At 63.8% G+C, this 17,764-nt stretch carries 15 protein-coding genes; 3 read left to right on the forward strand and 12 right to left on the reverse strand.

The genetic code is table 11. The features are described from left to right. The coding region (locus QWY76_RS18875; protein WP_290313069.1) for a serine hydroxymethyltransferase at positions 1-662 on the reverse strand (662 nt) is incomplete at its 3' end. Between the two features lie 469 nt (positions 663-1,131). On the opposite strand from QWY76_RS18875, the gene QWY76_RS18880 reads away from it, so the two are divergent. Then, on the forward strand, positions 1,132-1,995 hold the full coding sequence (locus tag QWY76_RS18880) for a LysR family transcriptional regulator (RefSeq protein ID WP_290313070.1): 864 nt from the start codon (positions 1,132-1,134) through the stop codon (positions 1,993-1,995). A gap of 63 nt (positions 1,996-2,058) precedes the next feature. On the opposite strand, the gene QWY76_RS18885 is transcribed toward QWY76_RS18880, so the two are convergent. From QWY76_RS18885 to QWY76_RS18910, 6 genes are all read right to left on the reverse strand, one after another. Continuing rightward, entirely contained in the window at positions 2,059-2,814 is a 756-nt protein-coding gene (locus QWY76_RS18885; RefSeq protein ID WP_290313071.1) for a creatininase, read from the reverse strand. 2 nt (positions 2,815-2,816) lie between these two features. After that, positions 2,817-4,403, reverse strand: coding sequence for a BCCT family transporter (locus tag QWY76_RS18890; RefSeq protein ID WP_290313072.1), 1,587 nt, complete (start codon positions 4,401-4,403; stop codon positions 2,817-2,819). Positions 4,404-4,457: 54 nt separating this feature from the next. Beyond that, positions 4,458-5,666 carry a M24 family metallopeptidase gene (locus QWY76_RS18895; protein ID WP_290313073.1) on the reverse strand — a complete coding sequence of 403 codons (1,209 nt, stop codon included), beginning with the start codon at positions 5,664-5,666 and terminating at the stop codon, positions 4,458-4,460. A gap of 628 nt (positions 5,667-6,294) precedes the next feature. After that, positions 6,295-7,596 carry an amidohydrolase gene (locus QWY76_RS18900; protein ID WP_290313074.1) on the reverse strand — a complete coding sequence of 434 codons (1,302 nt, stop codon included), beginning with the start codon at positions 7,594-7,596 and terminating at the stop codon, positions 6,295-6,297. Between the two features lie 16 nt (positions 7,597-7,612). Further along, on the reverse strand, positions 7,613-9,073 hold the full coding sequence (locus QWY76_RS18905; RefSeq protein ID WP_290313075.1) for a sodium:solute symporter family protein: 1,461 nt from the start codon (positions 9,071-9,073) through the stop codon (positions 7,613-7,615). After that, positions 9,066-9,278 (reverse strand): hypothetical protein, encoded by a 213-nt coding sequence (locus QWY76_RS18910; protein WP_290313076.1) that lies wholly within the window; start codon positions 9,276-9,278, stop codon positions 9,066-9,068. The genes QWY76_RS18905 and QWY76_RS18910 overlap by 8 nt, the downstream gene beginning before the upstream one ends. A gap of 180 nt (positions 9,279-9,458) precedes the next feature. Here QWY76_RS18910 and QWY76_RS18915 point away from each other — a divergent pair, with 180 nt between their 5' ends. Continuing rightward, positions 9,459-10,349 carry a LysR family transcriptional regulator gene (locus tag QWY76_RS18915; RefSeq protein WP_290313077.1) on the forward strand — a complete coding sequence of 297 codons (891 nt, stop codon included), beginning with the start codon at positions 9,459-9,461 and terminating at the stop codon, positions 10,347-10,349. A 435-nt stretch (positions 10,350-10,784) separates the two neighbouring features. Here the strand turns inward: QWY76_RS18915 and QWY76_RS18920 are convergent, their stop codons facing one another. From QWY76_RS18920 to QWY76_RS18940, 5 genes are all read right to left on the reverse strand, one after another. Beyond that, positions 10,785-13,139 carry a copper-transporting P-type ATPase gene (locus tag QWY76_RS18920; RefSeq protein ID WP_435389005.1) on the reverse strand — a complete coding sequence of 785 codons (2,355 nt, stop codon included), beginning with the start codon at positions 13,137-13,139 and terminating at the stop codon, positions 10,785-10,787. A gap of 269 nt (positions 13,140-13,408) precedes the next feature. Then, entirely contained in the window at positions 13,409-13,963 is a 555-nt protein-coding gene (locus tag QWY76_RS18925; RefSeq protein WP_290313078.1) for a hypothetical protein, read from the reverse strand. Beyond that, the gene (locus tag QWY76_RS18930; protein ID WP_290313079.1) at positions 13,960-15,387 is read right to left on the reverse strand and encodes an ethylbenzene dehydrogenase-related protein; all 1,428 of its coding nucleotides are present in this window, start codon (positions 15,385-15,387) and stop codon (positions 13,960-13,962) included. Before QWY76_RS18930 ends, QWY76_RS18925 begins: the two co-directional genes overlap by 4 nt. Positions 15,388-15,775: 388 nt before the next feature. Then, positions 15,776-16,000: a hypothetical protein gene (locus QWY76_RS18935; protein ID WP_290313080.1), complete on the reverse strand. Its 225-nt coding sequence runs from the start codon at positions 15,998-16,000 to the stop codon at positions 15,776-15,778. A 559-nt stretch (positions 16,001-16,559) separates the two neighbouring features. Next, on the reverse strand, positions 16,560-16,958 hold the full coding sequence (locus QWY76_RS18940; protein WP_290313081.1) for a SpoIIAA family protein: 399 nt from the start codon (positions 16,956-16,958) through the stop codon (positions 16,560-16,562). Between the two features lie 191 nt (positions 16,959-17,149). Here QWY76_RS18940 and QWY76_RS18945 point away from each other — a divergent pair, with 191 nt between their 5' ends. Continuing rightward, a complete protein-coding gene (locus QWY76_RS18945; protein ID WP_290313082.1) occupies positions 17,150-17,560 on the forward strand; it encodes a VOC family protein in 411 nt (136 codons plus the stop codon). Positions 17,561-17,764: the final 204 nt, after the last annotated feature.

Below are 17,764 nucleotides of genomic sequence, written 5' to 3' on the forward strand. Positions count from 1 at the left end.
ACATGGGCGTGGGGCAGCGGGCTCGGGTAGTGGCCGGCGGCCACCAGGCCGGCGACATGGGCCATGTCGACCATCAGCCAGGCGCCCACGGCGTCGGCGATGTCGCGGAAGCGCCGCCAGTTGATGACCCGGGAGTAGGCCGAGAAGCCGGCGATGATCAGCTTGGGCTTGTGGCTGCGCGCGAGGCGCTCGACCTCGTCGTAGTCGATCTCGCCGGTGTCCGGGTTCAGGCCATACTGCACGGCATGATAGTACTTGCCTGAGAAGTTCGGCGCCGCCCCGTGGGTCAGGTGGCCGCCGTGGGCCAGGCTCATGCCCAGCACGGTGTCGCCCGGCGAGACCAGGGCCATGAAGGCCGCGGCATTGGCCTGGGCGCCGGAGTGGGGCTGGACGTTGGCGTAGTCGGCACCGAACAGCTCACAGGCGCGCGCGATGGCCAGCTTCTCGACCACGTCGACGTGCTCGCAGCCGCCGTAGTAGCGCTTGCCGGGGTAGCCCTCGGCGTACTTGTTGGTCAGCTGGCTCCCCTGGGCTTCCATGACCTGCGGGCTCGCATAGTTCTCCGAGGCGATCAGCTCGATGTGGGCTTCCTGGCGCGACTCCTCGTCGGCGATGGCGGCGACGAGCTGATCGTCGAGTGTTGAGAATTGGGTTTGGCGCATGAAATATCTCCTTGTTATTGATCTTTCCCCTCGAGGCAATCTATTCACACTCGATCAAGATGGCCAATTTGAAGGGCAAATATGCGAATAAGGTCGAGTGAATATAGCGATGCTGTTGGTCGGCCGGGACCGCCGCACCAAGACGCGATTCGACAACGCCGCATGACGGGTAGTCACCAGGTGAACAGCCTGCAGGCGTCCATGGTCACCTCCTCATTGAGCTATGGTGGGATTTGAGCTTCAGCTCTCCTCGGAACTAGACGAGGCCGGCGTGGATCAGCACGTGGCATCTGAGAAAACGGGTGACCCACACCCCTTAACCCATTAGACATCTTCTCGCTGCGGGTGCTCCTCTTGGTACATGCCGAGGCATGTTTCTGGCTCAGGAATCATCAAAGTGTTTCGCGTGCATGGCTCTCTCCAGCTTGTATAATCAATGATTACATCAGTTGTCGAAATGGCCTGAGCAATGACAAATATACCGACCGACCTGCTGAGAACCTTCGTCACGATAAAGGACCTAGGGGGCTTCACCAGCGCAGGTGAACTCCTTGGCCGGTCGCAGCCGGCCATCAGCCTTCAGGTCAAGAAGCTGGAAGAAATCCTCGATACCAAGATCTTCCTGAGGGGGGTTAGCCTGGAACTGACCGAGGATGGGGAGTTCCTTTATGAAGCCGCTCGACAGATGCTGGAGATAAATGACCAGATCATCGCCAAGGTCAGGGGAGACAATATCTCCGGAAAGGTCAGGCTCGGCATACCCAATGATTTCGAGCTGGCGTTCCTTCCCAGGGCACTGAGGAATCTCTCGCGTGTCTACCCCAATATCATCGTGGAAGTCGACTGTGAGATCAGCAAGGTCATACTCCAGCGCTATCAGAAAGGACATTATGACATCGCCCTGGCCATGGAGCGTGTCAAACAGGATGAGGACAGGGATACTCGCGACTACCGCCTGGAAAGCCTGGAGTGGGTCTACAAGGAAAGCCGGAACATGGATGAGCAAGACGAGCCAATATCGCTAATCGCCTATCCTCAGGGATGTGTCTACCGCTCTATCATGGAAGAATATCTGCAGGGGCAGCAACATCCTTACCGCTTCATGTATACGAGCACCAGTTTGCTGGGTATCTTCTCTGCGGTGGAGGAGGGGCTCGGGATCACGGCAATGGCGAAGTCTGTTGTTCCAGATCACTTGAAGCATGCCTCCAGTACCAGAAGACTCCCGGAACTCGAAAGGGTCTGTATTGGGCTGCATTATAAGGAGCGTGAGCTCAATATCGCATCGCGCCACGTTCTCGACTTCTTACGCACGGGCCTGGCTAACATGTAAGGTGAAAAGACTAGGGCTTAAGGACACTGCCATCCATCATGGATGGCAGTGCCCGTTACCGGTTCAACTGAATGTGGTGGCAATCTTCTCGATGCACTCATCGAGAATCCATTCGCCTTTCTCGGCAGTTGCCTTCGACGGTGACGAGAGGGTGCCCGATTCGGGAACCCAGGAGGGATCCGGCGGGAAGATGTCATACGGAGGAAACTCCGCGGGTGGAATATCGACCGCTCTTGACATGTCTACCAGCTCGGGGTGGATCTTAAGCATTATTGAAGTCTCGAGAACGCCCCCATGCTCGACGGCCCAGCCCGAGAAACCCTCGGGAAAGACTTTGCCGACGGTGGCCTCGCTGATGAAGTCCCAGTAGGAGAGCAGAATCACCTTGACCTCCTTCCCTGACAGCCTTGCCTGCTTCACGACGCGATCTGCCGCCTCGACGAGGCACATGGAGTTCTCGAAGTGCCCATTGATCAGAATGAAATCCCGATTTCCATGCTCGACAAAGGCCAGCATAATGTCATAGACATACTCCTCCAGTGAGTGACTGCTGACGCAGGTCGTGCCCGGGAAGAAATTCCCACCCCCTGACTTCACCTGTGACTTGTAGCCGTAGGCGATTGGTGGCGCTACGAGCATCCCCCCTGCGCGCTCGGCCACCTTGCAGGCTAAATGCTGGGGGATCAGCACGTCTGGATTGAGCGACATATGCGGCCCATGCTGTTCGATGGCCCCCACTGGGATCAGAATCCTGGACTGGCCGTTCTCGACGAGCTCCCGATATGACATCCAATCCAGGTTTTCAATCTTTACGTTCATTTTCACGCCCCCCGAGAGGATTGATGCGGCTTAAGGCCAAGTTTTTTTTCCTGGCTGACTGCCTTGTAGACCGAGAAGGCCATCAACACCATGATGATCGAGAATGGCAGTGAGGCGAGGATGGCAGCCGTCTGAAGTGTCGTGAGCGCCCAGGCGCCACCCGCTACCAGCAGTACCGCTGCAATGACCCCTTCGATAATGCCCCACATCAACCGGTGACGGGAAAGGGGATGCGGATCGCCTTCGCTGAGGATGGTGGTTACCACGAGGGTGCCGGAGTCAGACGAGGTAATGAAGTAGGTCGAGACCAGCACGGTACCGAGCACACCTGCGATAAGTCCTATGATCCCTGAGTCGATTGCCTCGAATGTTGCATAGAGCGCAAGCGATACATCGTTGGCTACCATGTCCGTGATACCGCCACCACCGAACAGCTCCACAAAAATGGCAGAGCCACCATAGGCCGACAACCAGACAAATGAGAGGATTGAGGAAACTCCGACCACACCGAATATAAACTCTCGGATAGTACGGCCGCGTGAAACCCTGGCCACGAAGACACCGACGAAGGGTGCCCAGGACATCCACCAGCCCCAGTAAAAGATGGTCCACCACCCCTGCCATACATCTTTCCAGGATCCACTTCCATTGTCCGCCACCTCATTGGCGCCTGCGTAGAAGCTTAACGGAATCACGTGAACGAAGTAGTCACCGATTGAATCCAGGAAATTGTTGATGATATATCGAGTCGGGCCGAACACCAGGAAGAAGCCGAGTAAAATGAAGGTTAACCACATGTTGGCTTCAGAGAGATACTTTATCCCACGCTTGAGCCCTGTCAGAACGGAGATCAATGCGAGCAGGGTGATGGCTGCAATAAGCACCATCTGGACGCTTACCGAAATCGGAACATCCCACACAAAATTAAGACCAGAATTAATTTGCTGAACACCAAGCCCAAGAGAGGTGGCAATACCAAAGAGGGTGGCAAAGAGAGCAATGATATCGATGAGGTTGCCAATCCAACCATTGACCTTCTTCCCCAGGATCGGGTAAAGCGTGTGCCGAATGCTTAGCGGCTTACCGTAGCGGTATGCCATCAGCGCGAGGGACAGCGCGACGATACAGTAGATCCCCCACGCATTGAGCCCCCAATGAAAATACGCCAGACGCATCGCGACAGTGGCTGCTTCCGACGAGTTGGTAGCATCAGAGAATGGCGTACCCTGAGAAAGATGCATCATGGGCTCGGCAATGGACCAGAAGATTATGCCGATCCCCTGTCCGGCGGCATATAGCATGGCAAACCACGCAAAATACCCGAACTCCGGCCTTTCATCATCCTTTCCTAACCTGAACTTCCCATAAGGGCTTATTGCCAAGCCAATAAGAAAGAAAAGAAAAACTGCTGCCAGCGCTACATACCACCAGTTGAAATAGTAGGTGATGTAGCTTCTTCCGACATCAGTCGCTGTCGTAAGTCCCTGTGGAAAAAACACTGCCGCCGCCACCACCAACCCTATGATCCCGAGGGTTAGTGAAGCCACTAGGGGGTTGATGCCTCGGAAAGGCCCCGAATGCAGAATCATTGTTATTCTCCTCTTGGTATGGGCAAAAAGGGGGCCAAGGCCCCCTTTTTATCGTTATCTTATGATGTTGTGCTCAGGCCCATACGGGAAGCCGGTGATATTCTCGGCCCCGTGCTCATTCACTACCAGGATGTCGTGTTCGCGATAGCCGCCGGCACCCGGGCGTCCCTCCGGCACCATGATCATTGGCTCCATCGAGACGACCATGTTGGGCTCGAGAACGGTCTCGATGTCCTCGCGCAGCTCCAGGCCGGCCTCACGACCGTAGTAGTGGCTCAGAGTGCCGAAGGAGTGACCATAGCCGAAGGTGCGGTACTTGAGCAGGTCATGCCTGGCGAAGATCTCGTTGAGTTCGAGGGCGATGTCACAGCAGCGTGCGCCGGGCTTGATCAGCTGCTGGCCACGCTCGTGGACCTCGCAGTTGGCCTCCCAGAGGCGCAGGTGCTCGTCTGAGGCGTGCTCGCAGAAGAGGGTACGCTCCAACGCGGTGTAATAGCCCGAGATCATCGGGAAGGTGTTGAGGCTCAGGATGTCGCCGGGCTGCACCCGGCGGCTGGTGACCGGGTTATGGGCGCCGTCAGTGTTGATGCCTGACTGGAACCAGACCCAGGTGTCCATCAGCTCGCTGTTCGGGTAGGTCTTGGCAATTTCGCGGACCATGGCGCGCTGACCGGCCAAGGCAACCTCGTACTCCGGCACGCCGGCGGCGATGGCGTCACGCACCGCGACACCGCCCACGTCTGCCACCCGGGCCCCCTGGCGGATCAGGGCGATCTCCTCGACCGACTTGATCATGCGCATCTGCATGGTGGGCACACCGATGTCCACCAAGTCCACTTTGCCCAGCGCGTCGAGCAGCTTGCGCTGGTTCTGTAGGGTCAGGTGGTCGAACTCGACGCCAATGCGCTGCTTGCCCTCGCAGAGCTGCTGGACGGCCTTGAAGAAGTTGTCCTTCTGCCAGTCGGTATAGACGATGTTATTGCCCAGGCGGTTGCGACGATACGGCTGGCCGCCGTCGATGTTGGCGGTCACGGTAGAGAAATGGTCCTGGGTCACCACCAGGCCATAGTCGCGGCCGAACTTGCAATAGACGAAGTCGCTGAAGTAGTTGATGTTGTGATACGAGGTCAGCACGACGGCCTCGACGCCCTCGGCTGCCATGTGACTGCGCAGGCGATCGAGCCGGCGCTGCATCTCGGCATCGGAGAAGGTGGGGACGACCTTGTCGCCGTTGGGGATTTCGATGAGTGACGGCAGTTGCATCTTGTTCTCCTGGCTATTTTCAAGCAACTTAAAGGGTTGAGAGGGAGCCGATCTTTACTCTGACACCAGCCCCGTTTGACGATATTTTCTGCTCTGTAATTTCGAACAGGGTGACCTTGTAACGCTGTTCAAGGATCTTGATCATTCTGCAGGTGTGGTTGATATCCTCGCTGTCGTAGGTGAATTAAAATCCCAGCAGTCTTACGCCGAAAAGGTTGATGTCATAGCAGTGTTGAATCCTCCCGATCAGGGCGATGTGCTTCTTTATGCCTCTGGGCATCAGCTCGTCATCGGTCGGGTTTCCCGCCCTGAAGATGAGCTTCCATCGGCTCAAGTGGGCGATTCCCCCTAGGTGTACAGAGACTATCGACGGCTTGGATGATAGGGGCAAATTACTAGTCCAAATGGTCTCATTGGGGCGTTAAATGCCTTTGGAAATCAGTGAGGTGCCGATGACATCGCCCCCTTGCCGGAGACGAGGGCGTGGCGTTGGGGGCGCTCATGGCGGGCATAGACGGCTCCGTTGCGCCATGGCCTGCGCGTGCCGGATTGGCATGGTGTCGCCGTGGCTCGGGGGCTGGCGGTCCTGCCGGGGGCAGGACCGCAGTTGAGGGTGAAGGATCGGGGATTATCGGGTCAGGTAGGCGAGCGCTCCGGTTGCCATGGCCTCGATGCCGGTGCGCAGGGTCACGGAATTGCCCGGGAAGTAATAGGGCGAGTGCGGCATCTCCAGGTGGCGCATCTTCTCCGCTACGCTCTGGCCGGGGGTGTCCTCCCAGCGCTCCTCGGGGGTGGCGCCGATGAACCAGTAGACACAGGAAATATCCTCGCCATCGAAGCCCCCCGCCTCGGCGTTGCCGAAGAAGGGGAAGTCCTCGCTGCCATTCAGGCGGGGCATGTCGAAGAGATGGGCCACGCCGAAGTGTTCGCCGTGGGCCTGGCGGATCCGCGCCACCGCCGCGGGGTCGTTGTGCAGGGCGAGGGTTTCGTTGAGCACGTGGAATTCCGGTGGCCTCGGCGAACGGCCTGCCTCGCACTCGGCGCGCACGATGCGCTCGATCGCGTCCACCACCTGCCGATGAATATCGTTGTCGAAGCTGCGGATATTGATCTCGAGCTCGGCGGAGTGGGGAATGATGTTGGCCTGGGTGCCGGCGTGCAGCTTGCCGACGGTCACGACCACCGTCTGCTCCGGCGGGACCTCGCGGGCGACGATGGTCTGCAGGCGTGTAACCACATGGGCGGCGATCACCACCGGGTCCACGGCCTGGGCGGGCATGGAGCCGTGGCCGCCGGCACCGTGGATGGTGACGGCCAGGTTGGTGCACGCGGCCATGGCGCTGCCGGCAATATGGCCGACGGTGCCGGCGAGTGCCGGCATGTTGTGCTGGCCAAGGATCACATCCGGCCGAGCGAAACGAGTGTAGAGGCCGTCCTCGAGCATGGCCTTGGCGCCGCCGAAGATTTCCTCGGCGGGCTGGCAGATCAGCATCAGGGTCCCCTGCCAGCTCGCCTTGAGCCCGGCCATCACGGCGGCGGCCCCCACTACGCAGCTGCTGTGCAGGTCATGGCCACAGGCATGCATCAGCGGCACCGTCCCGCTCTCGGTCTCCGCGGTCCGCGTGCTGGCGTAGTCCAGTCCGGTGTCCTCCTTGATCGGCAGGGCGTCCATGTCGCCGCGCAGCATCACCGTGGGGCCGTCGCCGTTGCGCAGCAGGGCAACCACGCCGGTGCCGCCCACGCCGCGGGTCACCTCATAGCCGAGCGCCTCCAGGGCCTCGGCGAGGCGGGCGCTGGTTTCATGCTCCTCGAAGGGCAGCTCGGGATGCTGGTGAATCTGGCGGTACAGCGCCTGAACCTCCTCGAGGGTCGCCTCCACCTGGGCGCCGATGGCGCCCTTGAGATCCGGCATGTCGGTGTGCGTCGTCATCGTGGTCTCCGGGAGATTAGTGGCTGTTGCGGGTCTGGGGCTCGCTGTCCTGCGTGGCGCGACGGACACGCTGGCAGGCGGCCACGACGATGACGTTGAGCAGCATCGCCCAGACGCCGGCATGCCAGTCCAGCGGTGAGCTCCACATGAACTCCATCAGCAGGAAGGCCAGGCTGCCGAGCAGCGCGCCGAGCATGACGCTGGTGCGGCGCAACTGCGGCATGAACAGCGCGCCGATGACCATCGGGAACAGTTGTATGATCACCCCGTAGGCGGTCAGCAGGATCATCACCAGCGAACCAGGGTTGAGCAGCGCGATCAGGTAAGCCGCCAGCGACAGGCCCAGCACGCTCCAGCGCGTGACGCTCACCGTGGTCGTTTCGCTGGCGTCCTTCATCACGGTGGGGCCCATCACATCGCGCACCAGTACGATGGCCGCGGTGTGGGCCAGGTTGGCCCCGGTGGACATGGCCGCCGCCAGGGCGCCGGAGAGCATCAGGCCGATCACCCAGGGCGAGAAGTTGGCCACCTCCATCACCATCGTCAGCAGCACGGTGTCGGCCCGTTCCAGCGGCGCGTCGGCGAAGGCCAGGATGCCGGCGAAGCCGATGAACAGCAGCGGTACCAGCAGATAGGCATAGAGCGGATAGAAGACACTGACCTTGCGCAGGGTCCTGCCGCTGTCAGCCGAATAGAACTTCATGAACAGGTGCGGCCACATGGCGCCGCCAAAGGCACTGACCAGCACCGCGGTACTGAAGTAGCCCCAGCCCATGCCGGTGGCCCCGGGCATGGTCAGATACTCGGGCGCCTGCTGCTGGAGCTGGGCGAACATCTCGCCCACGCCGCCATAGAGGCGCTCGGAGATGGCGAGCCCCAGGAACCAGGCGATGGCGATCATCATCACGCCCTGTACCAGGTTGGTCCAGCCGATACCGCTCAGGCCGCTGCAGAACACGTAGGTCGCCACCACCACGAAGGCCAGCAGGCCGCCCAGCCAGAACGGCACCATGCCGTCGGTCGCCGCCTGGAACAGCAGGCCGGCGCCGGCGATCTGGATGGTCAGGTAGGGCACCAAGGCCACCACGCCGATGATGCCGGCCAGCATGCCCAGCGGCTTGCTCCGGTAGTGGTCGGCGATCATGTCGCCCTGGGTGAGGTAGCCCCGCTCGCGGCCCAGCTTGGCCACTCGCGGGCCCAGCGCCCAGATGGTGATCGGCACCAGCGACAGGTAGGCGAGGATATAGAATGCCGGCGCGCCGTGTTTATAGGCCCAGCCGGGGGTGCCGAGGAAGGCGAAGGCGGAGAAGATCTCGGCGCCAAGGATAAAGAACAGGATTACCACGCCCACGTGGCGGCCGCCGGCCACATAACCTTCCAGGCTGGAACTCGACTGGCCACGGGCACGCAGGCCCACCACCAGCACCATCACCAGGTAGACGAGCGTGATGCCGATGATGATCACGGAATCACTCATGGCGGTCACCTCCGTGACGGACGACGAAGGCGACCCACATGCCGGCGAAGAGCACCAGCATCCACAGGGCGTACCAGAAGAACAGGAAGGGCAGGCCCAGCACGGTGGGCTCGATGCGGTTGGCGATCAGGGCGCCGGGCCAGATCATGGCCAGGGTGCACAGCGCAAAGTGCAGCCCCGTCAGCAGGTGATAGGTCTTGTTCATGTGGATCGTCCAGCTCGCCATGGCGAGTCTTGTTATGGATTGTCGTCTCACTATGGAACAGGTCTTTCGATACCAAAAATATGGGTTTTGGATATGAGCCATACATTCTAGGCATGACTATGTGTGTGCCATCGACGATACTGGTCGAACCAGGGTTCGGGAGGGGACGTCGCTGCCATCATGGAATTTCGACAGCTGGAGTACTTCGTGGCGGTCGTGGAGACCGGCTCCATTTCCGCGGCGAGCCGACGGGTCCACGTCGCCCAGCCGGCGCTCACGCGCCAGATGCGGCTGCTGGAAGAGGACGTGGGCACCCGGTTGTTCGAGCGCCATGCCCGAGGCGTCCGGCTCACGGTGGCCGGTCGCGCGCTTCACGACGAGGCCATCCAGCTGCTCGATGATCGGGCGCAGATCAAGGCGCGGCTCACGGCGCTGGGCAGCGGCCTGAGCGGAAAGCTGAGTCTCGGGATCACCGTGACCCATCTCTGGGTACCCGAGGTCGCCCAACTGATGGGCCAGTACCGGACCCGCTACCCAGGCGTCGCCTTCGAGGTGTTCCCGCTGCTCTCGGGCCCGCAGCTGGAGCGGCTTCGGGAGGGCTCGCTGGATGCCGGCATCCTCTATCTCGACGGTCCCGACCACCCCGGGTTGGACATGCGTCCGCTGCAGCATGATCACCTCATCCTGGCGGTACCCGAGCGCTCGCCATGGGCGTCGATGCCGCCGTCAAGCCTGAACGAGCTGAAGGATGCAGACTTCGTCTGGGGATTTCGCAGTGCCTCCCCGGTTTACTACGATCGCATGCTGGCGCACTTCCAGCGTCTGGGCTTTTCCCCCCGCGTCGTCCAGTACGGGGCAGATAACATCACCATCCTGAGCATGGTGGCGGCGGGCCTCGGGATCGCCATCGTGCCCTCGGCCAGCAGCGCCCACCCCATGCCCGGCATCCGTTTCCTGCGTCTCCCGGAGCTCGACCGCTGCGACATGCCGCTGTGGATGGCGTGGCGATCGGCCAATGACTCGCCGGCGCTCCACAACTGGATCGGTCTGGTCGACGAGGTGGTCGGGTGAGTGTCGTGTCAGGGGCGTCGGGGGCATCCATCGCAACTGGTATCCGGGGAATCTGCGGCATGTCTGGCGAAAGGCCCACCTGTCGTCCTTGTTGTCCGAGAGCCTCTCGATCACACCTAGGGTACGCCGAGGAAACGCCTCGATAGGGCGAGAGCCGGCGTCCATCCGCCAAGTCTGACTGACGATGGTGTCGCCCACCCGTCGAGTGAGGGTGGCGTGTTGGCATGCAGGGCGGCGTAGCGGAGGACCGACAGATAGGCGGGCAGAAGGGGCAGGGTGAGAAGAACGACAGCAGCCCGTCGAAGAGGGCGCCGATCGGGCCGATGGAGGAGAGCGTTTCCACGGGCCAGTTTACCCGGATGCGATGGCATGGTTGATGATGAGACGGTGTCCCTTGCTCGGCTCGGTCCCGCCAACGCTTTGTGTCATGCATGGTCAGATCCTCACCCGGCGCAGCCGCAGGGCATTGCCGACCACCGAGACCGAGCTGAACGACATGGCCGCGGCGGCGATGATCGGCGACAGCAGCACCCCGAAGGCCGGGTAGAGCATGCCGGCGGCGATCGGCACGCCGAGGCTGTTGTAGCCGAAGGCGAAGACCAGGTTCTGCTTGATGTTGCGCATGGTGGCGCGGCTGAGCCGGCGGGCGCGCAGGATGCCGCGCAGGTCACCCTTGACCAGGGTCACTCCGGCGCTCTCCATGGCCACATCGGTGCCGGTGCCCATGGCGATGCCGACCTGGGCCTGGGCCAGGGCCGGAGCATCGTTGATGCCGTCGCCGGCCATGGCGACGAAGCGGCCCTCGGCCTGCAGCGCCTTGACCTTGTCCGCCTTCTGCTCCGGCAGCACCTCGGCGATGACCTCGTCGATGCCCAGTCGCCTGGCGACCGCCCGGGCGGTGGTCTGGCTGTCGCCGGTGAGCATCACGATACGAAGGCCGTCCTCGTGCAGGCTGCGAATCGCCTCGGGGGTGGTTGCCTTGACCGGATCCGCCACCGCGACGAGCCCGGCGGGCCGGCCGTCGACGGCCACGAACATGGCGGTCTTGCCCTCGGCGCGCAGGCTCTCGGCGCACTCGGCCAGTGCCGTGGCCTCGATGCCCTCGGCCGCCATCAGGGCGCGATTGCCCAGCGCCACCGCCTGCTCGCCGACGCGACCCTTGACGCCCTTGCCGGTGACCGAGGCGAAGTCGGTGTAGCGCTCGAGCGAGACGCCGCGCTCCTCGGCGCCCTGAACGATGGCCGCCGCCAGGGGATGCTCGCTGCCGCGTTCCAGGGTCGCGGCCAGGCTCAGCACCTGGTCCTCCTCGAAACCCTCGGCGGCCACCACGTCCTGCAGCCGCGGGCGGCCCTCGGTGAGGGTGCCGGTCTTGTCGACGATCAGGGTGTCGACCCGGCGCAGCGTCTGGATGGCCTCGGCGTTCTTGAACAGCACCCCCAGCGAGGCCCCCTTGCCGCTGGCCACCATGATCGACATGGGCGTGGCCAGGCCCAGGGCGCAGGGACAGGCGATGATCAGCACCGCCACGGCGTTGATCAGCGCATAAGCCATCGCCGGCTCGGGGCCCCAGATCCCCCAGACGATAAAGGTGATGACCGCTGCCAGCACGACAGCAGGCACGAAGACGCCGGCCACCACGTCCACCAGGTTCTGGATCGGCGCCCGGCTGCGGCTGGCCTCGGCAACCATCTGCACGATCTGCGCGAGCAGGGTATCGCTGCCCACCCGCTGGGCCTCGATCACCAGCGAGCCGGTGCCATTGACGGTGGCCCCGATGACCTGCTCGCCCTGGGCCTTCTCGACGGGGATGGGTTCGCCGGTGATCATCGATTCGTCCACCGAGGAGGTGCCCTCGACGACGACACCGTCCACCGGCACCTTCTCGCCGGGACGCACCCGCAACCGGTCGCCGATCTGCACCTGTTCCAGCGGCACGTCCTCCTCGCGGCCGTCGTCCGCGAGGCGGCGCGCGGTCTTGGGCGCCAGGCCCAGCAGCGCCTTGATGGCGGCATTGGTCTGGCTGCGCGCGCGCAGTTCCATGACCTGGCCCACCAGCACCAGGGTGACGATGACCGCGGCGGCCTCGAAGTAGACGCCCACCTGGCCGCTTGCATGGCGGAAGGAGGGGGGGAAGAGCGGCGGGAAGAGCGTGGCGATTACGCTGTACAGATAGGCGACGCCCACCCCCAGACTGATCAGGGTGAACATGTTGAGGTTCCAGCCTTTCAGCGAGCGGTAGCCACGCACGAAGAAGGGCCAGCCGCTCCACAGCACCACCGGGGACGCCAGGGCGAGCTCGAGCCAGATGCGAACGCCGTGGGGCACCAGGGCATCCATGTTCACGCCGGGAAGCATGCCGCCCATGGCCAGGATGACCACCGGCACACTGAAAGCCACCGCGATCCAGAATCGCCGGGTCATGTCGACGAGCTCGGGATTGCGCTCCTCCTCGGCAGTGACCTGCCGCGGCTCCAGGGCCATGCCGCACTTGGGACACTCGCCGGGAGCGTCGCGGACGATCTCCGGGTGCATCGGGCAGGTCCACTCGGTCCGGGTCGCCGGCGCCGGGGGGGCGGTGGGTTCCAGGGCCATGCCGCACCTGGGGCAGTCCCCCGGTCGGTCGGACACCACTTCGGGATGCATGGGGCAGGTGTGTCGGGCGCCGGTCTTCGGTGCATCGGCCCGAGCCGATGACCGAGCGTCCTGACTCGGCGCACCTCGCGGATCAGGCTTGTGGCAATGATCTTGCGGCTGTTGTGTCATTGAATCGTCTCCATCACGTCCCTGCATGTCGTGCTCCTGGCCTGTCCCGATGGAGAGTCCCGAGCAGGGGGCGTCCCGAGAGCGGCACCGGGGTGCCGGCCGCCAAGGCGTAGAAAGCCTAAACCCCTTGTGTCACCCAAGGGTCAAGCGAAGGGGGAGCGCGAAGGGGCGGATAGCCCTCGACCTTGATCGGCGCCATGCCGGTGCTGTCCAACGGGGTGTACGCCCCACCATCCCCTCGGTCGTAGCGGGCGATGGAGCACGCGATCAGCTCGCCCCTCGGGTCGATGGGTGTCCTAGCCGCGTTGCCGCTTCATTCGACGAAATCCCAGCACGGCGCCGGCCAGCGCCAGCAGTACCATTACCCCGATCACCCATGTCGGCGCATAGAAGGTGGTATAGAGCTCCCAGCCCAGCAGGCGGGGCAGGGCGGAGAAGAAGGTGGGGGCCCCGGCCAGGTGACCGCCCAGGGTGCCGGTCAGCGCGAACAGCCAGGCCCCCAGCAGTCCCAGCACCACCAGTGCCAGACCGCGCAGGCCGCTGAAGGCGTCACGGCCCCCGACCCATACCAGCACGGGCAGCATGAGATAGACCGCCAGGGACCAGAAGGCCATCAGCAGGTGGTTGCGCGTCAACGGGCTGTGCACGAGAGCCTGGAAGGACCAGACGCCATAGCCGCTGAGCATGGTGGCGAGTGCCCCCAGGGCACCGAGGATCAGCACCGGCAGGAGGGCGGCCTGGCAGAGTTCGGCGAGACGTCCCCTGGCCAGCACGCCGACCAGGATCATCAGGCTGGCCAGCGCCCAGAAGGCGACGGGAAAGTGGGCGAGCATATGGTGCATGCCGGTCATGGTGTGCCTCCCGGATGACGGCGCCTGAAGGCGGGCAGCAGGCCGATGAACAGGCCGGCCAGCAGCAGCAGGCCGGCGATCAGGGTCAGGGCCCACTGGCGCCGGATGGCGTCCTGGAACTCCATCTCCACTCCATAGTGGGCCAACTGGCGCTCGTGGTGATGGGCTCGCACCGGGAGCCCCGCCGCGATGTCCTCGGCCCCGGCATGGGCCTCGCCGATCAGCAGCGGCCAGTCGACCTGGCCCGGGTAGTAGAGCATCAGGTCGAACCACGGCTGGGACCAGTCCGGCGTGCCCTCCGTCGCCCGTGAGGCCACGATGTCGGCCTCGCGTCCCAGGCCCAGGGAGTAGGGGAGCGATACGTAGTGCCAGCGGCTGCCGGTGGCGTTGCGGTGCACGGCGAAGGCCAGGTCATAGCGCCCCTGCGGGGCGAAGGCCTTGTCGTCCGGCTGCCCGGTGTCGAGGTCGCGGACCAGCGTTACGTCCCAGTAGCCGTCTGCCCAGCGCGCGTCGCCGGCGACCCGGATGTCACCACGGGAGCCCTCGCCCTCACGCAGCAGCCGGCGAGGGATGACGTCGCCCTCCTGCCAGTCGTGGTCGGGATCGAAGGGCACGGCGAAGGACTCGGCGAGGTAGTAGAGGTCGTCGAAGTCGACGCGCTCGGCGGTGACATCCTCCCAGCTCAGGGCATGACGGCCGGTGGCCTCGGGGTCGAACATCCACTGGGGGCGGGCGTTCTCGGCGTCCCAATTGGTCGTGTAGGGCCCCCTGCCGGCGTCGCTGTGACGATGCTCACCGACCCATTGGTCGTCCGACATGCCCACCGCATTGGAACGGCCCGCCCGCCAGTGCCAGAGATCGAGGAAGTAGCCGCTCGCCTGCTGTGCGGCCAGCTGCGGCTCGTCGACGACGCTGTCCCACTGGGCGGCGTCGCGTCGCGTCTCGGGCAGGTGCTTGCGCACCTCGGTCTGGCCGAGGGACTCACCCAGGTAAGGGTGGGCGGTCACGGCCTCGGCAGTGGCCTCGTCGCTGAAGAAGCGCATGCGATCGCCCACGGTGATGTAGCCGCCATAACGTCCGAAGTCGGGCACGGAGCCGTCGTCGACCAGCATGGTCACCCTGTCCTCGTAGGTGCCTTGCGGCTGGGGCCCGACGGGGGAGGCACCATGGCGGACCCACTCACCATCCGTGTAGCGCAGCATGTCGTGAAAGACATGCGGCCGCTCGGTGGCCCAGCGATAGCGGAACCAGATGCGTTCCTCGTCATGGGCCACCTTGACCTGCAGCGGCATGGTCAGCTGGTCGGGGATATAGAGGTTGCGGGCCGGGTCGTCGTGGATCACGCCGCTTCCCTGGGTGACCCAGGCCAGGCCCAGGCCCACCAGGCCGCCGGCCAGGAGGAGGGGAATCGCCTTGTCGCGCATGCCGGGCTCCCGAGCTAGAAGGGATACTCTCAGCATAGGTGCCCCCGCAGCCAAACCCTTGATCACGATCAAGTCCGAGCCAGCGAGGCGTGGCCGCGTCACTGCGCTCTCCGAGGGCCGCTCTCCGAGTTCGCGCATCAGATCGATGGGCAGAAATAGACTGACTTCCAGAGCCGGCCAGATGCTGGCCGGATGTGCTGCCTCAGCGTGTCGGCATGCGGCGTGGCCTGGGCAATCCCCACGCATGCCGCTGGGCCTGGACGCCGAGAGCCTGGCGCCTTGGCTCGATCCCTGGCTGCCCGGCCGCGAGACGCTCCACCGGCGGGCATCACCTGGCCGCCGAGCAGTTCACCCATCGGCCGGAGAGTACGCGCGTGAACAGGCCCACTCAGGACGACGCCGCGCTGGTCAACCCGGTGGCGTCCTGATGGGTAAAGTGCTCGGTGGCGTGGCCGCAGTCCCGGCAGGTGATGCAGTAACGGTTGCCTTCCAGGTGGCGCAGGTCGAAGGCCGCCCAGACGGGGCCTTCATGGGCCCTGATCTCCGTGGCACCGCAGGGGCACATCGCCATCCAGCCGCCCGCGGGATCCGACATCAGCTCGATCTCTTGCATGTGCGAGGTCTCCTTCTCTTGCCCATCAGCATGCCGCATGGGGCCGACGGTCGATGTAAGAGATCCCGTATTCCGGCTGTACGCCTGAGCAGATGCTTTTCCACCGGGCCACTGCGGCGGGAAAGGCCTGGCGTGAACGCCGGACTGCAGGAGGGCAGGCGGAATGGCTACCAGGCGAGGAAGACGTAGCAGGCGCTTGGCGGTGATCGCTGACGCGAGCCATCGCCGATCTCCTACGCAGGGGCGCGGCGATCGCGTTCAGCGGGGAGCGGCCTCTTGCATCAGGCTTCAGGAGGTGGTGCCAGTCCCCTAGCGTACCGATGGATCTGGGTTCGGTCTGCGCAGGGCATCATTCACCGAGCCTCCGGTCAGGGATCCGGCCGGGGACTCGGTGTCATCGCAACGCCATCCACCGCGATTCCGATTGCCTTCTCCTCCCCACCGGCTGCCGCAAGCGGCGTCGTGTCCAGCGGCCCCACGCCACTGATCGGACCCCAATTTTTGGATGGTTGGTTGTCCTGGCCGGTGACCATGGCCTGAGCCCTGTATCTCAAAGGACTCAGGCCATGGCGGCCGACGGCACCTCGGGTAGGTGCCGGACCCATTCCATGGCGGTCGCCTTCTCGCGCGTCGGGAAGGTGCGGATCTCCATGGTCTTGAACAGGCGGTTCTCGAGTCGCGTCAGGTGACGCACCCAACGCTTGTCGCTGAGCACCGCGGCTCGATAGTAGCGATCCAGGTCGCCGACCTGGGTGAGGGCATAGCCCAGGTCGCGCAGGAAGGCGGTGAACGTCATCCAGCGCATCTCGTCGAGCTCGGTGTAGAGACTGATGCGAGGGTGGCGCTTCTTGACGGCCTCGATGGCATCGATGGCCGGCTGCAGGTCGGCGGCGGTGACGCGACCGCTGACCCGCATCGCCACCACATGGTCGGCCCCCGGGGGCAGCAGTTCGAGCATCGCGTCCTCCTCCTCGGTGGGAGCGTGGAAGGTCTTTGTTGCAGCATAGCCTCTGGCCCATGGACCGGCCGCCGAGGGGCCGGTTCCCACCCCCATACCCGCCAGGCGGCCTGCCGCGACGCTCATCGTCAGGGGTCGGCGACGATCGCTGGCGCGGCACTACACTGGGGGAAACCACCGGAGTGCGTTCCATGCAACCACGCATCAGCATGATCACCCTGGGCGTCGCCGACCTGGCGCGGGCCGTGCGCTTCTACGAGCAGGGGCTTGGCTGGCCGCGACTCGAGTCGCCTCCCGAGGTGGCGTTCTTTCCCCTGAACGGGACCTGGCTGGGTCTCTATGGCCGCGAGGCGCTGGCCGAGGATGCCGGCGTGGCCGCCGAGGGCGGTGGCTTCGCCGGGGTCGCCCTGGCGCACAATGTCGCCAGTGAGGCCGAGGTGGACGAGGTGCTGGCGCTGGCCGTGCAGGCCGGTGCACGGCTGGTCAAGCCCGGGCAGAGGGTGTTCTGGGGCGGGTATTCCGGTTACTTCGCCGACCCCGATGGCCACCTCTGGGAAGTCGCCCACAATCCCTTCCTGTGGGTCGGGCCCAGCGTCGAGTGAGCGGGTACTCGAGCGGCCTCAGTGCGGTGCCGATTGCTCTCCCATCTCGCGGTCCTCGTAGATCAGCAACACATAGGGACGCTCGCCCTCCGGAATCAGTGTCGACTCCTGCACCTCCAGCGTATCCCGCAGACGGCGGGCTAGGTGTGATCTCTCGGTAGGTTGTTCATCCGGAACCTACCCGGACAATTGGAGGTGCGACCC

Source organism: Halomonas maura (assembly GCF_030409305.1).
GTDB lineage: Bacteria > Pseudomonadota > Gammaproteobacteria > Pseudomonadales > Halomonadaceae > Halomonas > Halomonas maura.

Excerpts from the sequence above, each read along its gene's own strand:
- QWY76_RS18940 (WP_290313081.1), bottom strand. The coding sequence starts at position 16,958 with ATGCTCGAACTGCTGCCCCCGGGGGCCGACCATGTGGTGGCGATGCGG.
- QWY76_RS18910 (WP_290313076.1), bottom strand. The coding sequence starts at position 9,278 with ATGAACAAGACCTATCACCTGCTGACGGGGCTGCACTTTGCGCTGTGC.
- QWY76_RS18920 (WP_435389005.1), bottom strand. The coding sequence starts at position 13,139 with ATGCAGGGACGTGATGGAGACGATTCAATGACACAACAGCCGCAAGAT.
- QWY76_RS18880 (WP_290313070.1), top strand. The coding sequence starts at position 1,132 with ATGACAAATATACCGACCGACCTGCTGAGAACCTTCGTCACGATAAAG.
- QWY76_RS18915 (WP_290313077.1), top strand. The coding sequence starts at position 9,459 with ATGGAATTTCGACAGCTGGAGTACTTCGTGGCGGTCGTGGAGACCGGC.
- QWY76_RS18935 (WP_290313080.1), bottom strand. The coding sequence starts at position 16,000 with ATGCAAGAGATCGAGCTGATGTCGGATCCCGCGGGCGGCTGGATGGCG.
- QWY76_RS18885 (WP_290313071.1), bottom strand. The coding sequence starts at position 2,814 with ATGAACGTAAAGATTGAAAACCTGGATTGGATGTCATATCGGGAGCTC.
- QWY76_RS18900 (WP_290313074.1), bottom strand. The coding sequence starts at position 7,596 with ATGACGACGCACACCGACATGCCGGATCTCAAGGGCGCCATCGGCGCC.
- QWY76_RS18925 (WP_290313078.1), bottom strand. The coding sequence starts at position 13,963 with ATGACCGGCATGCACCATATGCTCGCCCACTTTCCCGTCGCCTTCTGG.
- QWY76_RS18895 (WP_290313073.1), bottom strand. The coding sequence starts at position 5,666 with ATGCAACTGCCGTCACTCATCGAAATCCCCAACGGCGACAAGGTCGTC.
- QWY76_RS18890 (WP_290313072.1), bottom strand. The coding sequence starts at position 4,403 with ATGATTCTGCATTCGGGGCCTTTCCGAGGCATCAACCCCCTAGTGGCT.
- QWY76_RS18945 (WP_290313082.1), top strand. The coding sequence starts at position 17,150 with ATGCAACCACGCATCAGCATGATCACCCTGGGCGTCGCCGACCTGGCG.
- QWY76_RS18930 (WP_290313079.1), bottom strand. The coding sequence starts at position 15,387 with ATGCGCGACAAGGCGATTCCCCTCCTCCTGGCCGGCGGCCTGGTGGGC.
- QWY76_RS18905 (WP_290313075.1), bottom strand. The coding sequence starts at position 9,073 with ATGAGTGATTCCGTGATCATCATCGGCATCACGCTCGTCTACCTGGTG.